At 59.3% G+C, this 17,539-nt stretch carries 21 protein-coding genes; 3 read left to right on the top strand and 18 right to left on the bottom strand.

The genetic code is table 11. From position 1 onward, the window contains the following. Positions 1 to 665, top strand: a 665-nt coding sequence (locus Q6L55_07655) for a response regulator transcription factor (GenBank protein MEN9258584.1), incomplete at its 5' end; no start/stop codon positions are given. A gap of 2 nt (positions 666 to 667) precedes the next feature. On the opposite strand, the gene Q6L55_07660 is transcribed toward Q6L55_07655, so the two are convergent. The 10 genes from Q6L55_07660 to rpiA form a co-directional block, all read right to left on the bottom strand. Next, positions 668 to 1,621, bottom strand: a complete 954-nt coding sequence (locus tag Q6L55_07660) for a F0F1 ATP synthase subunit gamma (GenBank protein MEN9258585.1) — start codon at positions 1,619 to 1,621, stop codon at positions 668 to 670. 13 nt (positions 1,622 to 1,634) lie between these two features. Continuing rightward, a complete protein-coding gene (gene atpA / locus Q6L55_07665) occupies positions 1,635 to 3,146 on the bottom strand; it encodes a F0F1 ATP synthase subunit alpha (protein MEN9258586.1) in 1,512 nt (503 codons plus the stop codon). A gap of 23 nt (positions 3,147 to 3,169) precedes the next feature. Next, positions 3,170 to 3,724, bottom strand: coding sequence for an ATP synthase F1 subunit delta (gene atpH / locus Q6L55_07670; protein ID MEN9258587.1), 555 nt, complete (start codon positions 3,722 to 3,724; stop codon positions 3,170 to 3,172). Then, positions 3,721 to 4,248: a F0F1 ATP synthase subunit B gene (locus Q6L55_07675; GenBank protein MEN9258588.1), complete on the bottom strand. Its 528-nt coding sequence runs from the start codon at positions 4,246 to 4,248 to the stop codon at positions 3,721 to 3,723. The genes atpH and Q6L55_07675 overlap by 4 nt, the downstream gene beginning before the upstream one ends. Positions 4,249 to 4,251: 3 nt before the next feature. Beyond that, positions 4,252 to 4,707, bottom strand: coding sequence for a F0F1 ATP synthase subunit B' (locus Q6L55_07680; GenBank protein MEN9258589.1), 456 nt, complete (start codon positions 4,705 to 4,707; stop codon positions 4,252 to 4,254). A gap of 16 nt (positions 4,708 to 4,723) precedes the next feature. Continuing rightward, entirely contained in the window at positions 4,724 to 4,972 is a 249-nt protein-coding gene (gene atpE, locus Q6L55_07685) for an ATP synthase F0 subunit C (protein MEN9258590.1), read from the bottom strand. Positions 4,973 to 5,062: 90 nt separating this feature from the next. Next, on the bottom strand, positions 5,063 to 5,821 hold the full coding sequence (gene atpB, locus Q6L55_07690; protein MEN9258591.1) for a F0F1 ATP synthase subunit A: 759 nt from the start codon (positions 5,819 to 5,821) through the stop codon (positions 5,063 to 5,065). A gap of 67 nt (positions 5,822 to 5,888) precedes the next feature. Further along, the gene (locus Q6L55_07695) at positions 5,889 to 6,863 is read right to left on the bottom strand and encodes a beta-ketoacyl-ACP synthase III (protein ID MEN9258592.1); all 975 of its coding nucleotides are present in this window, start codon (positions 6,861 to 6,863) and stop codon (positions 5,889 to 5,891) included. 8 nt (positions 6,864 to 6,871) lie between these two features. Further along, positions 6,872 to 7,894, bottom strand: coding sequence for a phosphate acyltransferase PlsX (gene plsX / locus Q6L55_07700; protein MEN9258593.1), 1,023 nt, complete (start codon positions 7,892 to 7,894; stop codon positions 6,872 to 6,874). A gap of 46 nt (positions 7,895 to 7,940) precedes the next feature. Continuing rightward, positions 7,941 to 8,651: a ribose-5-phosphate isomerase RpiA gene (gene rpiA / locus Q6L55_07705; GenBank protein MEN9258594.1), complete on the bottom strand. Its 711-nt coding sequence runs from the start codon at positions 8,649 to 8,651 to the stop codon at positions 7,941 to 7,943. Positions 8,652 to 9,204: 553 nt separating this feature from the next. On the opposite strand from rpiA, the gene Q6L55_07710 reads away from it, so the two are divergent. Then, positions 9,205 to 9,627: a hypothetical protein gene (locus Q6L55_07710; GenBank protein MEN9258595.1), complete on the top strand. Its 423-nt coding sequence runs from the start codon at positions 9,205 to 9,207 to the stop codon at positions 9,625 to 9,627. Positions 9,628 to 10,064: 437 nt separating this feature from the next. Here Q6L55_07710 and Q6L55_07715 read toward each other — a convergent pair whose 3' ends face one another. From Q6L55_07715 to Q6L55_07740, 6 genes are all read right to left on the bottom strand, one after another. Further along, positions 10,065 to 10,427: a hypothetical protein gene (locus Q6L55_07715; GenBank protein MEN9258596.1), complete on the bottom strand. Its 363-nt coding sequence runs from the start codon at positions 10,425 to 10,427 to the stop codon at positions 10,065 to 10,067. 175 nt (positions 10,428 to 10,602) lie between these two features. Continuing rightward, on the bottom strand, positions 10,603 to 10,872 hold the full coding sequence (locus Q6L55_07720) for a hypothetical protein (protein ID MEN9258597.1): 270 nt from the start codon (positions 10,870 to 10,872) through the stop codon (positions 10,603 to 10,605). Between the two features lie 614 nt (positions 10,873 to 11,486). After that, positions 11,487 to 13,478, bottom strand: a complete 1,992-nt coding sequence (gene dnaG, locus Q6L55_07725) for a DNA primase (GenBank protein MEN9258598.1) — start codon at positions 13,476 to 13,478, stop codon at positions 11,487 to 11,489. A gap of 45 nt (positions 13,479 to 13,523) precedes the next feature. Beyond that, complete coding sequence (locus Q6L55_07730) at positions 13,524 to 13,796, bottom strand: hypothetical protein (protein ID MEN9258599.1); 273 nt, start codon at positions 13,794 to 13,796, stop codon at positions 13,524 to 13,526. 3 nt (positions 13,797 to 13,799) lie between these two features. Continuing rightward, entirely contained in the window at positions 13,800 to 14,075 is a 276-nt protein-coding gene (locus Q6L55_07735) for a TM2 domain-containing protein (protein MEN9258600.1), read from the bottom strand. Positions 14,076 to 14,115: 40 nt separating this feature from the next. Further along, positions 14,116 to 14,571 carry a YbjN domain-containing protein gene (locus Q6L55_07740; protein MEN9258601.1) on the bottom strand — a complete coding sequence of 152 codons (456 nt, stop codon included), beginning with the start codon at positions 14,569 to 14,571 and terminating at the stop codon, positions 14,116 to 14,118. Positions 14,572 to 14,735: 164 nt separating this feature from the next. On the opposite strand from Q6L55_07740, the gene Q6L55_07745 reads away from it, so the two are divergent. Continuing rightward, positions 14,736 to 15,848, top strand: a complete 1,113-nt coding sequence (locus tag Q6L55_07745) for an adenylate/guanylate cyclase domain-containing protein (protein MEN9258602.1) — start codon at positions 14,736 to 14,738, stop codon at positions 15,846 to 15,848. 8 nt (positions 15,849 to 15,856) lie between these two features. Here Q6L55_07745 and Q6L55_07750 read toward each other — a convergent pair whose 3' ends face one another. After that, the gene (locus tag Q6L55_07750; protein ID MEN9258603.1) at positions 15,857 to 16,009 is read right to left on the bottom strand and encodes a hypothetical protein; all 153 of its coding nucleotides are present in this window, start codon (positions 16,007 to 16,009) and stop codon (positions 15,857 to 15,859) included. Positions 16,010 to 16,253: 244 nt separating this feature from the next. Next, on the bottom strand, positions 16,254 to 17,432 hold the full coding sequence (locus tag Q6L55_07755) for an FtsW/RodA/SpoVE family cell cycle protein (GenBank protein ID MEN9258604.1): 1,179 nt from the start codon (positions 17,430 to 17,432) through the stop codon (positions 16,254 to 16,256). Between the last annotated feature and the right edge of the window lie 107 nt (positions 17,433 to 17,539).

The following is a 17,539-nucleotide window of genomic DNA, read 5'->3' on the forward strand; positions in this document are numbered from 1 at the left end:
TTTCCATGATCGGCTATGAGGTGGTGACGGCGGCCGATGGGGAGGAAGCCCTCACCGTTTTTCGGCGGGAGCACCCACACCTGGTGGTTTTGGACGTCATGATGCCCAAGTTGGACGGCTATGGGGTCTGTCAAGAGTTGCGCAAGGAGTCGGATGTCCCCATCATCATGCTGACGGCCCTGGGGGATGTGGCGGACCGCATCACCGGTTTGGAGCTAGGGGCGGATGATTACGTGGTCAAGCCCTTCTCCCCCAAGGAGTTGGAAGCCCGCATCCGTTCGGTCCTGCGCCGGGTGGAGAAAAACGGCAGCTCCAACAGTATCCCCAGCTCGGGCGTGATCGTGATCAACAACCTCAAAATTGACCTGAATAAACGCCAGGTCTACAAAAACAACGAGCGTATCCGGCTGACAGGGATGGAGTTCAGCCTGTTGGAGTTGTTGGTGAGCCGCTCTGGGGAACCTTTCTCCCGCACGGACATCCTCCAGGAGGTCTGGGGCTACACGCCGGAGCGCCACGTGGATACCCGGGTGGTGGACGTACATATCTCCCGCCTGCGGGCCAAGTTGGAGGACGACCCCAGCAACCCGGATCTGATCCTGACGGCCCGGGGCACGGGGTACCTATTCCAGCGCATCACCGACCAGAACAAGGTGTCCGAGTAACTCTAATCCTTCAGGGCGTTGGCCCCGGACACCACCTCCATAATCTGTTGGGTGATGGCCGCCTGTCGGGCCTTATTGTAGGAGATGGTCAGGTTTTTGATCAGGGTCTTGGCGTTATCGCTGGCGTTACTCATGGCGGTCATCCGGGCAGCCAGTTCGCTGGCGGCAGCCTCTTGCAACGCCCGCAACACTTGGTTGTTTAGGTAAAGGGGCAAGAGGGCGCTAAAAATTTGCACTGGGTCCTGCTCGAAGAGCATTTCCTGGGGAAACACCAGACCCGGTGGTTGCGCTTGGGGACGCCGTTCCACCGCAAATCGTCCCTCCCGGGTGGTCAATCGGAAAATTTCGTCATCCTGGGGTTCCAGACCCTGGAGGGACATGGGCAGGATGGTCTGCACCACCGGTCGGGAGCTGATCAGGGAGACAAAGCGGGTATAGATCAGTTCCACCCGGTCCACATCCTCCGACAGAAACAGACTGAGCATCTCCTGGCTGATCCGGCGGGCCTCGGCGGCGGTGGGAATTTGCTCTAGGCCGGTAAAGGAGCGGTTAATCGGGTGTTGCCGGCGGCTGAAATACTGGGTGGCCTTGCGCCCCACCGGCACTAGGGTGTAGTCCAATCCCAACTCCCTTAGCTCCTGAATCCGCTGGTCGGCCCGGCGAATGACATTGGCGTTGTAGGCCCCGCACAACCCCCGGTCCCCCGACAGGATCACCAGGGCCACCCGCCGCACCAGTCGCTGCTGCAACAAAGGCACATCCAGATTCTCCAACTGCAACCGCGACTGTAGGCCGTACAATACCTGGGCTAGCCGGTCAGCAAAAGGACGGGTGGCCAGCACTTGCTCCTGCGCCCGCCGTACCTTGGCCGCTGCCACCAACCGCATGGCTTCCGTAATCTTACGGGTGTTCTTGACCGAATTGATCCGGTCCCGAATCGCTTTTAAACTCGGCATCGCTCCATCCCCCCTAGGCCGTAAAGCTGGCTTTGTATTCGCTGATGGCTTCCTTGAGCAGGGTTTCCGCCTCCGGCGTCAGTTGTTTCTTGGTGCGGATGATTTCCCCAAACTGGGGTTTGTTGGTGCGCAGGTATTCCCGCAGCCCCGTTAGGAAGGGTTGCACTTGGGCCAGGGCCAAATCGTCTACATAGCCGTTGGTACAGGTGTAGATCATGGCCACCTGCTCCTCCACTGGAATTGGCGAAAACTGGGGCTGCTTGAGCATTTCCCGGATCCGTTGCCCCCGCGCCAGTTGCTCCTGGGTGGCCTTGTCCAAATCGGAGGCAAATTGGGCGAAGGCCTCCAGCTCGGCAAACTGGGCCAGCTCCAGCTTTAACTTGCCCGCCACCTGCTTCATGGCCTTGATCTGAGCCGCCGACCCCACCCGGGACACGGAAATCCCCACGTTGATCGCCGGCCGCACCCCCGCATTGAACAGGTCCGCCGACAGGAAAATCTGCCCGTCGGTAATGGAAATCACATTGGTGGGAATGTAGGCCGCCACGTCCCCCGCCTGGGTTTCCACAATGGGCAGGGCCGTCATACTCCCCCCGCCCAGGGCGTCATTTAGCTTGGCCGCCCGCTCCAACAACCGGGAGTGCAGGTAAAACACATCCCCCGGATAAGCCTCCCGCCCCGGCGGCCGCCGCAGCAACAGGGACATCTGCCGGTAGGCCTGGGCCTGCTTCGATAGGTCGTCGTAGATCACCAGGGTCGCCTTGCCCTTGTACATGAAATACTCCGCCATGGAGGCGCCGCTGTAGGGAGCCAGGTACTGCAACGTGGCCGGGTCATCGGCGTTGGCCGCCACCACAATGGTGTACTTCATGGCGCCCCGTTCTTCGAGCACCCCCACCACCTGAGCCACCGAGGAGGCCTTCTGCCCAATCGCCACGTACACACAGATTACGTCCTGGTCAGCTTGATTCAGGATGGTATCCAGGGCAATGGCCGTCTTCCCCGTTTGCCGGTCGCCAATGATCAACTCCCGCTGTCCCCGCCCGATGGGAATCATGGCGTCAATGGCCGTAATCCCCGTCTGCAAGGGTTCGTACACCGACCGACGGGCCACAATCCCCGGCGCCGGCGACTCGATCAATCGGCTCTCGGTGGTCTCAATCGGGCCTTTGCCATCCAGGGGTTGCCCCAGGGGATTGACCACCCGCCCAATGAGAGCTTCCCCCACCGGCACCTGGGCGATTTTCCCCGTGGCCTTTACCGTGCTCCCTTCAGAAATGTTGCGCCCGTCCCCCATCAGCACCGCCCCCACATTGTCCTGCTCCAGATTGAGGGCAATGCCGATGGTGCCGTCTTCAAACTCCAGCAACTCCGAGGCCATCACCTGATCCAGGCCGTAAATCCGGGCAATGCCATCCCCCACCTGCAGCACCGTACCGATATTGGTGGTCTCCACAACTTGGTCGTACTGCTCGATCTGCTGGCGGATAATCTGGCTGATTTCATCAGGGCGAATGCTAATCATAACCTTCCTTCCTTACCTGGGGACTAGACAACACTTTGACTCAATCGTAGAGCCAGCCGCTGCAACTGACTCCGCAAACTGGTGTCTAAAAATTGGGAACCCAACTGCACCGTAAACCCCCCCAGCAGCGAGGGGTCCACCTGCACCTCCAATTCCACCTGGCGAGCGCCGCTGAGCTGGGCCAACCGCCGGCTGAGTCGTTCCGCTTGGTCGGGGGTCAAGGGCACCGCTGCCCGTACCCGCGCCAACCGGGTTCCCCGCACCTGCCTGGCCCGCTCCTGAAACACCTGAATGATGCGCTCCAGCAGGACAATACGTCCCCGGTCAATCAACAGCAACAGAAAATTCAAAACCACCGGCTGCATCCGCCCACCGAAAATTTGCCGTAGGAGGGCTTTTTTCCGCTCCGCCAGCACCGTAGGCCGCCGCAGGAGGTTCGCCAATTCCGGTACCTGCCGGAGTAGTTGCTTCAGGCCCACCAGCTCCTGTTCGATGGTCTCCACCTGGTTACGGGCTTGGGCCAGGTCGATCAAGGCCTCGGCGTAGGGTTCTGCTAAACGGGCTACGGCCACCGTCATAGGTCACCTCCCAACCGGGCAATCCCCGCATCGATCAACCGGGCCTGTTGTTCCGGGGTCAACCGCTGTTGCAGTTGGGCCGTGACGTAGGCCAAGGTCAGTTCGGTCAAGCGCTGGCGAACGGCCGCAATCGCTTGGGCCTGTTCCACCTCGATGCGGCGTTGCGCTTGTAAACCAATCCGTTCTGCCTCTTGAGCCGCTTGGGCCAGAATCGCCTCCCGCATCTGTTCCGCTTTGGCCCGTCCCTCTTGCCGGATCTGTTCTGCCCGGGCTTGGGCTTGGGCCAAATTCTGCTGGGCCGTCACGAAGGCCTGGTGCGCCTCCCGTTGAGCCGTTTCCGCCTGGGCGATGGCCTGGGCAATGCTCTGTTGCCGCTCCTGCAATAACCGCCCCAGAAAACCCCGCCCGTAATACACCAGCAGGCCCAGCACCACCAGAATGTTCAGGGTATTGCTCCCCAGGAGGTCGGGGTTGAATTGCACCCCTGTTGCCTCCGCTGTCGTGGCCAAAAGTAGGGCATCCATAGCTCAACCCAACAATTTCGCCAAAATTGCCTCGCCCAGGCTCTGCACTTGGGGTTCCAGTTGGGCCAGAGCCTTTTCCTGCTGGACGGCCAATTCCGCCCGGGCCTGGGTCAACTGGGCTTGGGCCTCCTGCTGGGCCACCCGAATTTGGGCCTGGGCCTCCTGTTTAGCCTGCGCCTGGGCGGTGTTCACCATCTGTTGCGCTTCCCGTCGCGCCAGGGCCAGTTCCTGGTCATACTGCCGGGTGAGTTCTGCCGCCTTCGCCTGCAACTCCTTGGCCTGGGCCCGGTTCGACCGGATGTACTCCTCCCGCTCATCCACCACCCGCAACAGGGGCCGGTAGAACACCTGATTCAAAATGGCCACCAGCACCAGAAACTGCACCGCCATGACGGGCAGGGTGGCGTCTAGGTCAAACAAACCCCCGGCTTCAGCCAGCAAACCCGGCAATACGGTCATGCCCCTTGAACCTCCCCTAGCCCGCAAACGGGTTGGCAAACAGCAGGATCAAAGCCACCACCAGGCCGTAAATCGTCAACGCCTCCATAAAGGCCAAGCTCAGCAGTAAAGTACCCCGAATTTTCCCATCCGCTTCCGGCTGGCGGGCAATCCCCTCCACGGCGCGACTCGCCGCATTCCCCTGGCCCAAACCCGGCCCCAGGGAAGCCAGACCCACCGCCAAACTGGCCGCGATCACCGAAGCAGCAGACGTCAGTCCATCCATACGCTCATCCTCGCACTCAGTTAACTGTAACGGGATATAAACTCCCCGCAGATCACCATACCAGGTTTTGTTCCCAGTCCCACAACAATCTTAGGCCATTTCCCCTTCGGTTTCCTCGTGGTGCTCGTGGTCCTCTAGGGCTTCGGCGATATAGGTGGCTGCCAGAGTGGCGAAAATCACCGCCTGAATCCCGCTCAGGAACAACCCCAGCACCATCAACGGCACGGGCACCAGCACCGGCACCAACAACACCAGCACCCCCACCACCAATTCGTCCGCCAGGATATTCCCAAAAAGACGGAAGCTCAGGGACAAGGGTTTAGTGAAATCCTCAATCACCTTAAACGGCAGCATGATGGGGGACGGGTACAAATACCCCTTGAAATACCCCAGCAACCCCTTGCGACTAAACCCGGCATAAAAATAGGCCAAGGAGGTCAGCAGCGCCAGGGCCGCCGTGGTATTGATGTCATTGGTGCTGGCCGCCAGTTCCCCCGCCGGTAGCTCAATCAACCGCCAGGGCACAAGAATCCCCGTCCAGTTACAGGTAAAAATAAACAAAAACAACGTCCCCACAAACGGTAACCAAGCCCGGTACTCCTTCTCCCCCAACTGGTTACGGGCCAGATTGCGCACAAAGTCCAGGACATACTCCATAAAGTTTTGCCAGCCGTGGGGCACCCGTTGGGCGTTACGGGTCGCCAGCAGCGCCGCGCCAATCAACAAGGCCATCACCACCCAGGAGGTAATTAACACCTGACCGTGGACTTTTAAGTTCCCCAAGCGCCAGTACAGATGTTCCCCCACCTCCAAACTTGCCAAAAGCGGGTACAGACCCCCATTCACCATGACCCTATCTCTTGAATGACAGACATCAGACCCAGTCTAAAGCGCACCACCTACTAAAGGCAACGGTTTAACCCCAGCGGCAGACCAGCGCCCCCAGGGTCAACCCGGCCCCGAAGCCCGCCAGCACCAGGGTCTGACCGACGCGAATACGCCCTGCGCGCACCGCCTCATCCAGCACGATGGGAATCGAAGCCGCCGACGTATTGCCATACCGGTCCAGATTGCTCAGCATCCGCGCCGCCGGCACCCCCAGCCTGGCTGCCACCGCATCCAAAATCCGTTGATTCGCTTGATGCAATACAAAGTGATCAATCTGGTCACTGGTCAAACCGGCCCGGAACAGCGCCTTTTCAATCACCTCCGGCACCCGTTTGACAGCAAACTTATAGACCTCCTGACCGTTCATGGCAATGGACCGGTAGGCGCCGCAGGTGACCGTCAAACCGTCAAGCAGGGGTTGGGGTTTGCCCCCATAGGCCAGGGTGAGACAGGCGTGCTGGCTGCCGTCGTTTTGCAACTCAAACCCCAGCAGACCGTCCGGGGTATCTGCCGCCAAGGCCACTGCACCGGCCCCATCCCCAAACAAAATACACGTCCGCCGGTCCTGCCAATCCACCCAGCGCGACAGCACATCCGCCCCAATCACCACCGCCCGCCGATAGGCCCCCGTCTTCAAAAATTGGGCCGCCGTCACCACCCCGTACACAAACCCAGAGCAGGCCGCCGTCAGGTCAAAGGCCACCGCCCGTTTTGCCCCTAACCGGTCTTGCACTAGGCTGGCCGAACCAAACAAATCATCGGGTGTGGAGGTGGCCAGAATGATCAACTCGATGTCCAGGGGATGCCAACCTGCTGCTGTCAGGGCCTGTTGCGCCGCCTGGACCGCCAAATCCGTCACTCCCTGGTCGGGGTGGACCAAGCGCCGCGTGCGAATCCCGGTGCGGGTGACGATCCATTCATCGCTGGTGTCCACCAACCGGCTCAACTGGTGATTATCCAGTACGCCGGCTCCCTCAGCCCGACCCGTTCCCAGCCAACGCACGCCCAGCACTAGCGACCATCCCGCCGGGTCAAGGCACCCACTTTTTCCTCCAGCCGCTGCACCACCCGCTGCTCCACGGCTTCAGCAGCCAGCCGGATGGCATTGAAAACCGAGGGTGCGTGGGAACTGCCGTGGCCAATCACACACACCCCCGGCACCCCCAGCAGCAAAGCACCACCCCGTTCCGCGTCGTCCAACCGTTGCTTCACCCGCCGCAGGTTATCCCGCAGCAGGGGCACCCCCACCATTCCCCGCCAGCCCCGCGGCAGTTCATCCCGCAGCAGTTGCACAATCACCCGCCCCACCCCCTCAGCAAATTTCAGTAAGATGTTGCCCACGAAGCCATCACACACCACCACATCATAGGCCCCGGAAATCACATCCCGGCCCTCAGCATTGCCGACAAAATCAATTTCGGGATTCTGGGCCAGGAGTTGATAGGCTCGCACCGCCACGTCATTGCCCTTGCAGGGTTCTTCCCCGATATTCAGCAAACCCACCTTCGGCCGGGGCACCCCCAGTACGCATTGGCTGTAAATGGAACCCATCAGGGCAAACTGGTTGAGAAATTTGGGCCGGCAATCCACATTAGCCCCCACATCCAGCAACAACACCGATTTATCGGGGATTAACGTCGGCAGGGTGACCCCAATCGCCGGTCGGTCAATTCCCGGTAACCGCCCCAGGTGCAACAACGCCGCCGCCATCACCGCCCCCGTATGACCCGCCGAATAAACCGCATCCGCCTGCCCCTCCCGCACCAGGTTCATGGCCACCGTGATCGAAGCCTCCGGCTTTTGGCGTAGGGCCGTCAGGGGTTCCTCATGCATGGCAATGGCCTGCTGAGCCGGAATAATCGTCAGTCGGTGCTGGTGCTGGGCCAACAGAGGTTGCAGGCGCTCCGACTGGCCGACCAACAAAATCTCCACATCCAATTCGGCTTGTGCGCGCAGGGCACCGGTGACGATTTCCTCAGGCGCATAGTCCCCTCCCATCGCATCTACCGCAATCCGGGGCCGGTTGCACACCATGCCGTTCTCGCACGCACGTCGGTTAAGCATTGTATCAGAATCTCCCTCACCACACCCGCACCTGGGTTTGGCCCTCCACCACCTGGCCAATCAGCACCCGCCCTGCTAGACCGACAAATAGTCCATTCTCCACCACGCCCGGGATATTGTTGATCCGCATTTCCAGATCCGCCGGGTTGGGAATCGCCGGGAACCTCACATCTATCACCATATTGCCCTGGTCGGTGATCACCGGGCCGTCCTTTTTCACCGCCATGCGCAACTCCGGCTGCCCCCCCAATCTGGCCAAGGCCCGCATCACCGGCGTTACCGCCATGGGGATTACCTCCACCGGCACCGGGAAGGTACTGCCCAGGCGCTCCACCAGCTTGGACTCGTCCACCACCACCACGAACTCCTGGGCCAGGCTATCCACCACCTTTTCCCGGGTGTGGGCCGCCCCTCCCCCCTTGATCAAATTCTTGTGGGGGTCCACCTCATCGGCGCCGTCAATGGCCAGGTCAATCGTCTCCACCTCATCCAGGGTTGTCAGGGGAATCCCCGCCTGCCGGGCCAGAACAGCCGCTTGAAAGGAGGTGGGCACACCCCGCACCCCTTGAATTTCACCCCGCCGGAGCCGTTCCCCCAGCGCCTGGATCATGAAGGCCGCTGTTGAACCCGTCCCCAACCCCACCACCATGCCGGAGGCCACCAACTGGGCCGCCTGTTGCCCGACCGCCTGCTTGGCCAGCTTGATGAGTTCAGGGGATGCCGTCATGCCTATTCCTCCACCACCGTTTTTCAGGCTAGCGCAAAACGGCACCCCCATAAACACGGCAAGGGTCTGGCTGTTAGTCGAGCCAAACCCTCCAAGCATCTTCATCAAGCGACTTTTAGGTTAGGTATTTTAGGTAAACGAAGTAAACGAGGTTGACGGATAACGGACCCAACTTCTCACTGCGGGGCTGACGGTGGCCTGGGTCGATCCAGACCCAACTACAGAGTCGTTACCCACACGAGACTCTCTATCTATGCCACCTGACTCAGCACTAATGGGTTCAACCAACACGACTGCGCAATCGCTTGTGTTTACACCCTCCCTGCCGGGAAGTGGGTAGGATCGCGACCGGGGCACCTACGTCTCGATCCCTTTTTTGCTGCCTTCTAGGTGCCTAATATCACTATAGAAAATTCCCCTGGACTGGCGGTCGTTTATTACATATTTGTGATAACTCTTTGCTGACTTTGACATGGGTAAATACTTGTTTAAGAGGGGGGGAGGTAAGATTTTTGGTAGGCTAGTCAAAAAAAATTAAGGAGGGGCGAGTCTGGTGTTGCGGTTACTGGTCGCTTGGCTGACGGTGGTGGTGATCTGGGGAGGGCTGACCACGCCGGTCCTGGCTCTGACGGAAGTCCGCTTGTTCAACCTACAGGTGAGTGATTGCCCGGCGGAACTGGCGGAAGGTGCGGTCACCAGTGGGGGTCATACCCTGCCGGCGCGGTGCTACTGGGTAACCGGTCAGGCGGAAAATCCCACCAACCGCACGGTGTATGACGCGGATGTGTTTGGTCGGGTTTATGACGCTAACGGGGAACCAGCGATTCCTAAGCGTGGGCGCCTCGGCACCATCGAAGAAATCCCGCCGGGGATCAGCGAGTTTCATCTGCCCCTGATGGTTCCGGCGGATCAACCACCCCCGTTGCAGTTGAGTCAATTTAAGGCCATGGGCTTTAGCGCCAAGGTCCGCCGGTAGAGCCGGGTCTGCGTCACCTGGAGGACCAGTCCCTGCATCGGCGGAGGGGAGGTGGCCCGCTTTCCTATAACCCTAACTTAAAGCCGTCTTAACAATGATCGGTCTAGGGTTGCGCTAGCTTGGTAAAAGGGGGGTGATTGAGCCAATTGGCTGTTGGAGAGCTGACTTGTAGGTTTTCATCTGTTGCAAGGTAACAATGACTAACCAAGCTGAAGACCCTTTGAGTATTCCGTTACGCCCATTGATTCCCCTGTTAGTTGGGTTCATGGATGATGCCCTTGTCGTTGGCTTGTCCCGTTTGGGTTGTACGCTGCCGGTTCTGAAGGTTTTGTCGCCCCTGATCATAGGCTGTACAGTGGGGTATGTCATCATTCAACTTTGTCACCAGGGGATGCCCCTGTTGAAACGACGCTGGAAAGCCTGCCCCGTAGCTGCCCTCAAGGGGCTTGGTCCAGGGGTTCCTGTAGAATGACCGCTGTATGCCCGCCGGGAGCAGTCAGCAGATAGGGACGAAGGGCCTGTTGCTGTCGGGGGGTCAGAGCAGTCCAAAATTGTTTGGCTTCAGGCACGTCCAATTCCTGTAACAGTTGAGCCTGTTGCGGAGGGGGCAGTTGCTGAAAAACGGTCATCGCCCGGTCATCGGGCAAGAGTAGCAACACCAGGGCCTGGCGATGTAGGGGCAGTTCCGGCAGCTGGGTCACTAGCATCGAGTCGCTCAAACGCTGCAACTGATAGGCCATGACCTCTGGGCGGGTCAGGTGGTCAAACAAATGATTCAGCACGTTGTCCGTCATGCTCATCTCTAGGTAGCAACTAACAGGACCTGTTGCTGGGAAGATGGAGGGTTGACCAGAACCCGGGGAACCAGCACGGCATCTAGGATCACCCGGTTGGCCAGGGGAAGGTCAGGCCACAAGCACTTCCCCCAGCCATTCCCAGGCGCCCTGTCCTGTAGGTTCTGGAGCCAGGGCAAGGCTAATCGGCTTCCAGAGGTCTGAAGTCTGCCGCCGTCTCCAGGGGTTGGTGCTCGACCACCAGGGACAGGTAAGGGCGCAATTCGTTCCAGCAGCTCAATAGCTGTCGGTAGGTCTCATCTGTCGAGAGCTTACCGCCCGTGTGCAAACTGGCCAGAAAGGTCACCCGCTGGGCAAATAGTTGCAAATGCCGGTTGAACTCGGCGCTGTAGCCGTCCATCGCTCCCCGGTAACGGGCCACCGGGTATAGGAACTGTTGCAGTTGACCCATGGTTATCACCTCCTTTGCCAAAGAAATCATCCAGTTTGAGCCGGTCAAGCCTTGGGTCGCCGGGCGGGAACGGGGCTTCATCCAGGGATCTAGCACCCGACCGAAACAGCCGCATGGCCCCCGCCTCCTTTTTGTCCGCCGGTCTGGACGTAAAAAATGCCAAAACTAATCCTCAAGGCCAGGATTTGCCCTGTCCTGCTTTGAAGCCAATAGGGGTTCTCTGGATTACCTCAACGGGTCACCGCCGGTACCATGCCCGCAAGATGGCAAGGCCACTAAACCTACGAACGTCAACGTCTTCGTTTGACTAAGACACCAATAGCTAGGAGGTTCTCACCAGAGGACATCCACCATCGCCAGGATATGGCTCTATACCGACCCATAGCCCACCTCCTTTGAGCTTGCCGTTGACGTTCCCACCGTGCCCAGTAGTTAGTCAGGAGATGAGCTGCCCAGACCGCTAATTCAGCACCCCTACACGACCAGACCTGTCCCCTGCCCCTGGGCTAACGCGGAACTTCTCCCTGCTGATTGCAGCGCTCAGGCTACAACCACCAAAGGGTTCCGTAGTGGATGACTCCAGAAAAAAGAGGGTAATGTGTCTTCTGATTAGCTTAGCTCGACCAATCAGCGGTGTCAATCTCAATGGAGGGCTGCCCGGGGTCGGTTGCCGCCAGGCTCGGACGGGCAGGTTGCCAGCAGCGTTGCCGGTCCAGGTGTTCCAAATAGCTTTTCTCCGCCTGGATGGAGTCCTGTAGGCGTTGCAGTTCGGCCAAAAGGGCCTGGCGCTCCTGTAGGTCCTGGGTTTGACTGAGCAATTGGCTGCGCTCCTGCCACAGAGAAAGCAGCTGCTGGCAGTTCTTTTCGCAGATCACGCGGGCGATGGTGGCCACAGCCGATTGGATGACCAAAGGGGGCTGGCGCAGTTCTAACGCCGTCACTTCGTTGAGCTGGAACAATCCCTGGACCTGGCGCATTTCTTCGGGGTAATCCTGGTGGAGCCGTTGCAGGGCCTGAATCAGGTCCAGGGTGTAGGGCACGCCACCGCTTTGGGCAACCCGTTGCTCCAGCGCCCGAATTTGCTGCCATAGCCAGCGGTGATGGGGCGTACCAAAGGCCAAATCCCACTCCTCCAGGGCATCCACCACCGCTTGGCGATAGGGGGGCAAGTGTAGGTAGATCCGCAGGAGTTGGGCCTCGGCCGCCTCTAGTAAATTGGCGCTGGTCACCGGTGGTACAAACCGCTGTGGGGCAACATCACACCGGCGCAGGAGCCGACGCAGGTAGGCCTCCAGTTGCAATACCAACCGGGCGTTTCCCTGGCTCAGGTCGTTGACCGCTGTACTGAGGTAGCGCAGGCGCAGGGCCGGATTGGGAATTTGACGCAGCAGGTCGGCTAACTCCCGCAGAATGGCCATTAACTGGTCGGGTCGGCGGTTGTCCCGTTGCAGCAAAATCCGGTTGATCTGCCAGTCCAACCACAGGGGGGCCGCCCGCACCAGGGCCTGGTAGTCTTCGGCGGTGTGTTCTTGCAGGTAGTCGGCGGCGTCCTTGCCAGCAGGTAGATACAACACGTGCAACGCCACTTCCCCCCGGTAGGCCATGGTCTGCACCTCGGCGATCACCCGATCCACCGCTTTTTGGCCGGCCGCGTCCGCATCAAAGTTCAGAATCACCCGCTTGGATTCCGTATAGCGCAGGAGCAATCGCACCTGGTCCGCGTTCAAGGCAGTTCCTAATACGGCCACGGTGTGGGTCAGGCCGGCCTGGTGCAGGGCTATGGCGTCGAAATAACCCTCCACCACCAGCACCTCATCAGCGCGGGCAATGGCCTCCTTGGCCTTATCCAGGGCAAACAGGACCTGGCTTTTGTTGAACAGGGGTGTTTCCGGCGAGTTGAGATACTTGGGTTCTTCGCCATCGAGACTGCGGCCCCCAAACCCAATCACCCGCCCCTGGGCATCCCGAATGGGAATCATCAAGCGGTTGCGGAACCGGTCGTAGTAGCCACCGCTGGAGCGCGGCACAATCAACCCCGCCTCGGCCACCAGGGGGGCTGGAAATCCCTTGTGTTCCACCAGATAGCTGTAGAGGGTCTGCCAGCCGTGGGGCGCATAACCCAGTTGAAACGCCTGGATGGTCTCCGGGGTCAACCGCCGTTTTTGGGTGAGGTAATCCATCACCATTTGATTGTTCTTCTGAGCCAGGGCGTAGGCGTAAAAGTGGGCGGCCACGGCCAGGATTTCGTAGAGTTGTTGCCGGCGGGCAAGTTGCTGTTGCAGTTGTTTTTGTTGTTCCGGCTCCAGGGTACGAATGGGAACTTGATAGCGATGGGCCAGGTCCAGGATCACCTCTTGAAATGAGGTTTTCCCTAGCTCCATCAGGAACTTGATGGCATCCCCCCCGGCGCCACAACTGAAGCAGTGATAGAGCTGCTTTTGGGGATTGACATGAAAACTGGGGTTTTTATCGTCGTGGAAGGGACATAGGCCCACCAAATCCTTCCCCTGGCGCCGCAGCACCACCCGGGTGGAAACGATGTCCACAATGTCTAACTTTCGCCGCACCTGTTCGATGGTTTCCGGGTGCAGCCGGGGCGTGTCCATTGGTTGGGGAAAGACGGGATGGCTCTATTGTATCCCCTAATCCCCCTAGGACACGCTGCGCCGCCCCAAGGCATAAACCCCCGCCCCGATGGCCGCCAGCAGAGCACAGCTGACCCCCCAGCTTTTGCCCAGGGACCCGTCCAAAACCCATTCCCAGGCCGTACCCACCCCAAGGAGAGGCAAAATGGCCACCACGGAAGCCAGCGCCGAGGGCAAGCGTCGCTCTAGGCGTTCATAGATCCAATCGTTGAGGTCCATAAACCCCCAGTACAGGGCAATCGCCCACAGACAGGCTCCTGCCACCATCCCTGCCGTCATCGCCTATAGCCAACCCTTTTTGTTGAAGATGTAGGTATGGGCAAATTCCTCGTCACTTTTGGTGAGGTAGATAATCCCTTCGATCAGGCCGACAATTCCCATCGCCGCCGAGGCTAAACCACAGGTGATGATGCCGCCGACCAGGGTCACCAGCAGCATGATCAATCCCTCGGTGGTGTAGCCCAGAACAAACTTATGCACCCCCAGGGCACCCAGCACAATCGCCAGGACACCGGCCAGTATCTTTTTATTGGTCATGTCGGGTGGATTGGTGGTCATCACGTTCACTCCTCACGATGTTTCTTCTAAACCGGCAACCTTATGACGATTGTAGCCCCAAGCGGTCAGCCGCGCGTTGGCCCCCCGCCAGGGCGGCGATTTCGTCGTCAAAGCGGTCGGCCATTTCCATAATCGAACGGGCGGAAGTTTCCAGCTCCTTGGGGTCACACGTTGAACCCACTATCGTGTGCTCAAGCAAAATATCCCCGTCCTCGTCAATGCCGAAGGCCCCGAAGGGAATTTCCGTGTTTTTGCGCAACAGGTACTGCAACAGTTCCGGTTTGAGTTCTGCGCCCTTGACCACGTAGGACCAGGTACAAATGAGGGCATCGTTCTCGGTCCAGGGCAATACTTCTACCGCAGCATAAGCCGACCCCCGGGGGATGATAAAAATGGGTAAATCATCCCGCACTTCCAACTGGTCGCCGAATAGCTCTTGCATCCAAGGACGGATTTTTTCGTAGCAGGCCCGTTGCGGCTTGCTGGCAAAGTGCATGGTGGCTTCCTCGTGTACATCTGCCCTTTAGTTTACCGGCAAACGGGGAATCCCCAGGTTAAGTTCCGGTAATGAACGGCCCCAAACCTAAAAACCTCCCGCACAAATGGGTTCGGGTCCCAGGTCTTGCCTTAGGATACGGGTAGCCCTGCAATCAGACCCCTATGGAAACAGCGGCCAGTCCTCTAGCGGAGATGGCCATCTTGGTTGTGGACGATTCTCCCAGTCAGCGGTTGTCCTTACTGGCCATCCTAAAGGCGGCGGGTTTCCAACGGCTGTACGCCTGCGATAGCGCCCAGGAGGCCTTCGCTCTCCTGCATCGGCAGCCTGTGGATTTAATCCTCATGGACGTGAGCATGCCCAAAATCAACGGCATCGAAGCCTGCCGCCACCTGAAAAGCCAACCCGCATTCCACGATATTCCCGTCATTATGGTCACCGCCAGTGTGGAGGTGTCCGACCTGGAATCGGCGTTTGAAGCGGGGGCAACGGATTACATCGTCAAACCACCCCACCAAATCGAACTCCTGGCCCGGGTGCGTTCCTGTTTGCGGCTCAAGCACGAAACGGACCAGCGCAAAGCCAAGGAAGCCCAATTGCGCCAGGCCCTGCAATCTTTGGATGAACAGCACCGTTTGCTGCGCTTAGAGCAGGAAAAGTCCGAGCGTTTACTGCTCAACATCCTGCCCAAACCGGTAGCGGAACGGCTCAAGCAGGGCCAGCAGGTGATTGCCGACCATTTCCCGGCGGTAACGGTGCTGTTTGCCGATATTGTGGATTTCACCTCGTTAGCCGCCCGCATGCCCGCCCAGGAGGTGGTGGCCCTCCTCAATGGGGTGTTCTCCCAGTTTGATCACCTGGCGGAACGCCATGGCTTGGAGAAGATCAAAACCATCGGCGATGCCTATATGGTGGTGGGGGGATTGCCCATGTCCCGTCCTGACCACGCTCAAGCGGTGGCAGCTTTTGCCCTGGACGTGCTGGCTACCTTACAGGCGGATGAAAACACCCAACGACTGTTGCGGGTACGGATCGGTATGCACAGCGGACCAGTAGTGGCGGGGGTCATCGGCACCAAAAAGTTCATCTACGACCTGTGGGGGGATACGGTGAACACCGCCAGCCGCATGCAAATGGTGGGCCACCCCAACACCATTCAGGTCTCGGAAGCCACCTATCATCTGCTCAAGGCGGAATTTGTCCTCCAGGAACGGGGGGTCATTCCGGTCAAGGGCAAGGGCGAAATGCGGGTGTACTACCTACTGGGCCGCCGTTAGAGCCGTTGCTACTGCTTTTGCAATTCCTCCAGGACCGCTGCTGGGGGCATGGGCAGCCGCTGCACCGGGAATCCCTTGGCTCCAGGGTCCGGCGGGCACTGGGCCAGGTTGATCACCGGACGAAACCCCTGTTGCACAAATACCTTGTAGTTATTGACCAACTCCTAGGAACCCTGGAAATGCAACTCTAATTGCAGGCCCGGCTGTTGTTGCTCAAAGTGGGGTTGCCAAGCTTCCAGCACCTGCCGCAGTTCCGTTCCTACCACCACCACTTGCGGGATACCCCCGGCAGCGGCGCCCAGGTCAACACTACCCCTGCCACCAATATCCCCAGGGATAGAAGGGTTCGGCGCCGCAGATGCTTTGGTTTCACCGCAGGAGGGGGTATAGCCGGTCACCGTTTCCCTACCCCCAGTGTAGTGAGCGTTTGGGCCAGGGAATGACCTCGTCCCGGTCCACCTCCCGCGCCACCCGCACCAGCAGACCCGCCAGGAGAAAACTGGCCAACAGGGAGTTCCCCCCGTAGCTAAAAAACGGCAAGGGTAACCCCGTAGTGGGCAACACCCCCGTCGCCACGCCGATATTCAACAACGACTGCCCCACCAGCAAGACCGTTGCCCCCAGGGCCACCAAACGCAGGGCCGGTTGCGTTTCTGTCGCCAGGGCCACTCGCAGCCCCCACCCCCCGTACACCAGCAAAAACGCCAAAAACAGCAACCCCCCAATCAACCCGAATTCCTCAGCAAAGACTGCGAAGATAAAATCCGTGTGCTGGATGGGCAAGAAAAACCATTTCTGTTGGGACAGGCCCAGCCCCGTGCCCCACAGGCCCCCCGACCCCACCGCCAGTAAACTCTGCACCAGTTGATATCCATGCCCCAGGGGGTCGGCCCAGGGATTGAGAAAAGATACCACCCGTTGCCGTTGGTAGTCTTTAAGCATCAGGCTGATCCCGGCCAGGAGCACGCCCGTGACCGCCGTAGTTCCCAGATAAAACCAGGGCAACCCCGCCACCAGCGCCAGCACCCACAGGGTCATCCCCGTCAGCCCCGCCATGCTCAGGTTCGGTTGCAGCAAAATCATGCCCACCACCAGGGCAAACACCCCCAGCCAACACAACCGTGCCATCGGGGAAACGTGGAACCAATTGCCAAAGAGCCGACTGCTTTGCAGGATGAGAAAGGGTTTCACCAGTTCCGACGGCTGCACCAGCAACGGCCCCAGCGCCAGCCAGCGACTCGCTTCGTTCACCTCCGTGCCATGGGATAGCGTCAACCCCATCAGCACCGTACACACCAACAACCCCGGTCCGGCCATCCGCCACCACCATTTCAGCGGCAGCCGCAACACCGCACTGTAGCCCAAGACCCCCAATATTGCCCAGGCCAACTGCCGCTTGATGTAATAAAATCCATCCCCGTGGTCGGCCAAACTCATAGGCAAGGATGCCGAAAATAGCACCACCAAGCCCACCCCCAGCCACAGAAACGTTAGTCGTTGCAACCAGCGGGCCGCCGCCGACCAGGACAATACCTCTGGGTCCGCAAAGGGCAACAACCAGCGCCGGAGACTATTGATTACCATGAGCTTGACTGGAACTACAAAATCAATATACATTACGATAGATGGGTACTCAGATGGCCAAGCGCTAGGGCTGTCAGCTAAAACTCAGCGTTTCTCAAGATTGCCGC

The organism is Gloeomargarita sp. SRBZ-1_bins_9 (assembly GCA_039794565.1).
In the GTDB taxonomy this organism is placed as follows: Bacteria; Cyanobacteriota; Cyanobacteriia; order Gloeomargaritales; family Gloeomargaritaceae; genus Gloeomargarita.

Coding starts and splice junctions, on each gene's coding strand:
- Q6L55_07660 (MEN9258585.1), bottom strand. CDS start 1,621: ATGCCGAGTTTAAAAGCGATTCGGGACCGGATCAATTCGGTCAAGAAC.
- atpA (MEN9258586.1), bottom strand. CDS start 3,146: ATGATTAGCATTCGCCCTGATGAAATCAGCCAGATTATCCGCCAGCAG.
- atpH (MEN9258587.1), bottom strand. CDS start 3,724: ATGACGGTGGCCGTAGCCCGTTTAGCAGAACCCTACGCCGAGGCCTTG.
- Q6L55_07675 (MEN9258588.1), bottom strand. CDS start 4,248: ATGGATGCCCTACTTTTGGCCACGACAGCGGAGGCAACAGGGGTGCAA.
- Q6L55_07680 (MEN9258589.1), bottom strand. CDS start 4,707: ATGACCGTATTGCCGGGTTTGCTGGCTGAAGCCGGGGGTTTGTTTGAC.
- atpE (MEN9258590.1), bottom strand. CDS start 4,972: ATGGATGGACTGACGTCTGCTGCTTCGGTGATCGCGGCCAGTTTGGCG.
- atpB (MEN9258591.1), bottom strand. CDS start 5,821: ATGGTGAATGGGGGTCTGTACCCGCTTTTGGCAAGTTTGGAGGTGGGG.
- plsX (MEN9258593.1), bottom strand. CDS start 7,894: ATGGTGTGCAACCGGCCCCGGATTGCGGTAGATGCGATGGGAGGGGAC.
- rpiA (MEN9258594.1), bottom strand. CDS start 8,651: ATGACGGCATCCCCTGAACTCATCAAGCTGGCCAAGCAGGCGGTCGGG.
- Q6L55_07715 (MEN9258596.1), bottom strand. CDS start 10,427: ATGAGCATGACGGACAACGTGCTGAATCATTTGTTTGACCACCTGACC.
- Q6L55_07720 (MEN9258597.1), bottom strand. CDS start 10,872: ATGGGTCAACTGCAACAGTTCCTATACCCGGTGGCCCGTTACCGGGGA.
- dnaG (MEN9258598.1), bottom strand. CDS start 13,478: ATGGACACGCCCCGGCTGCACCCGGAAACCATCGAACAGGTGCGGCGA.
- Q6L55_07730 (MEN9258599.1), bottom strand. CDS start 13,796: ATGACGGCAGGGATGGTGGCAGGAGCCTGTCTGTGGGCGATTGCCCTG.
- Q6L55_07735 (MEN9258600.1), bottom strand. CDS start 14,075: ATGACCACCAATCCACCCGACATGACCAATAAAAAGATACTGGCCGGT.
- Q6L55_07740 (MEN9258601.1), bottom strand. CDS start 14,571: ATGCACTTTGCCAGCAAGCCGCAACGGGCCTGCTACGAAAAAATCCGT.
- Q6L55_07745 (MEN9258602.1), top strand. CDS start 14,736: ATGGAAACAGCGGCCAGTCCTCTAGCGGAGATGGCCATCTTGGTTGTG.
- Q6L55_07755 (MEN9258604.1), bottom strand. CDS start 17,432: ATGGTAATCAATAGTCTCCGGCGCTGGTTGTTGCCCTTTGCGGACCCA.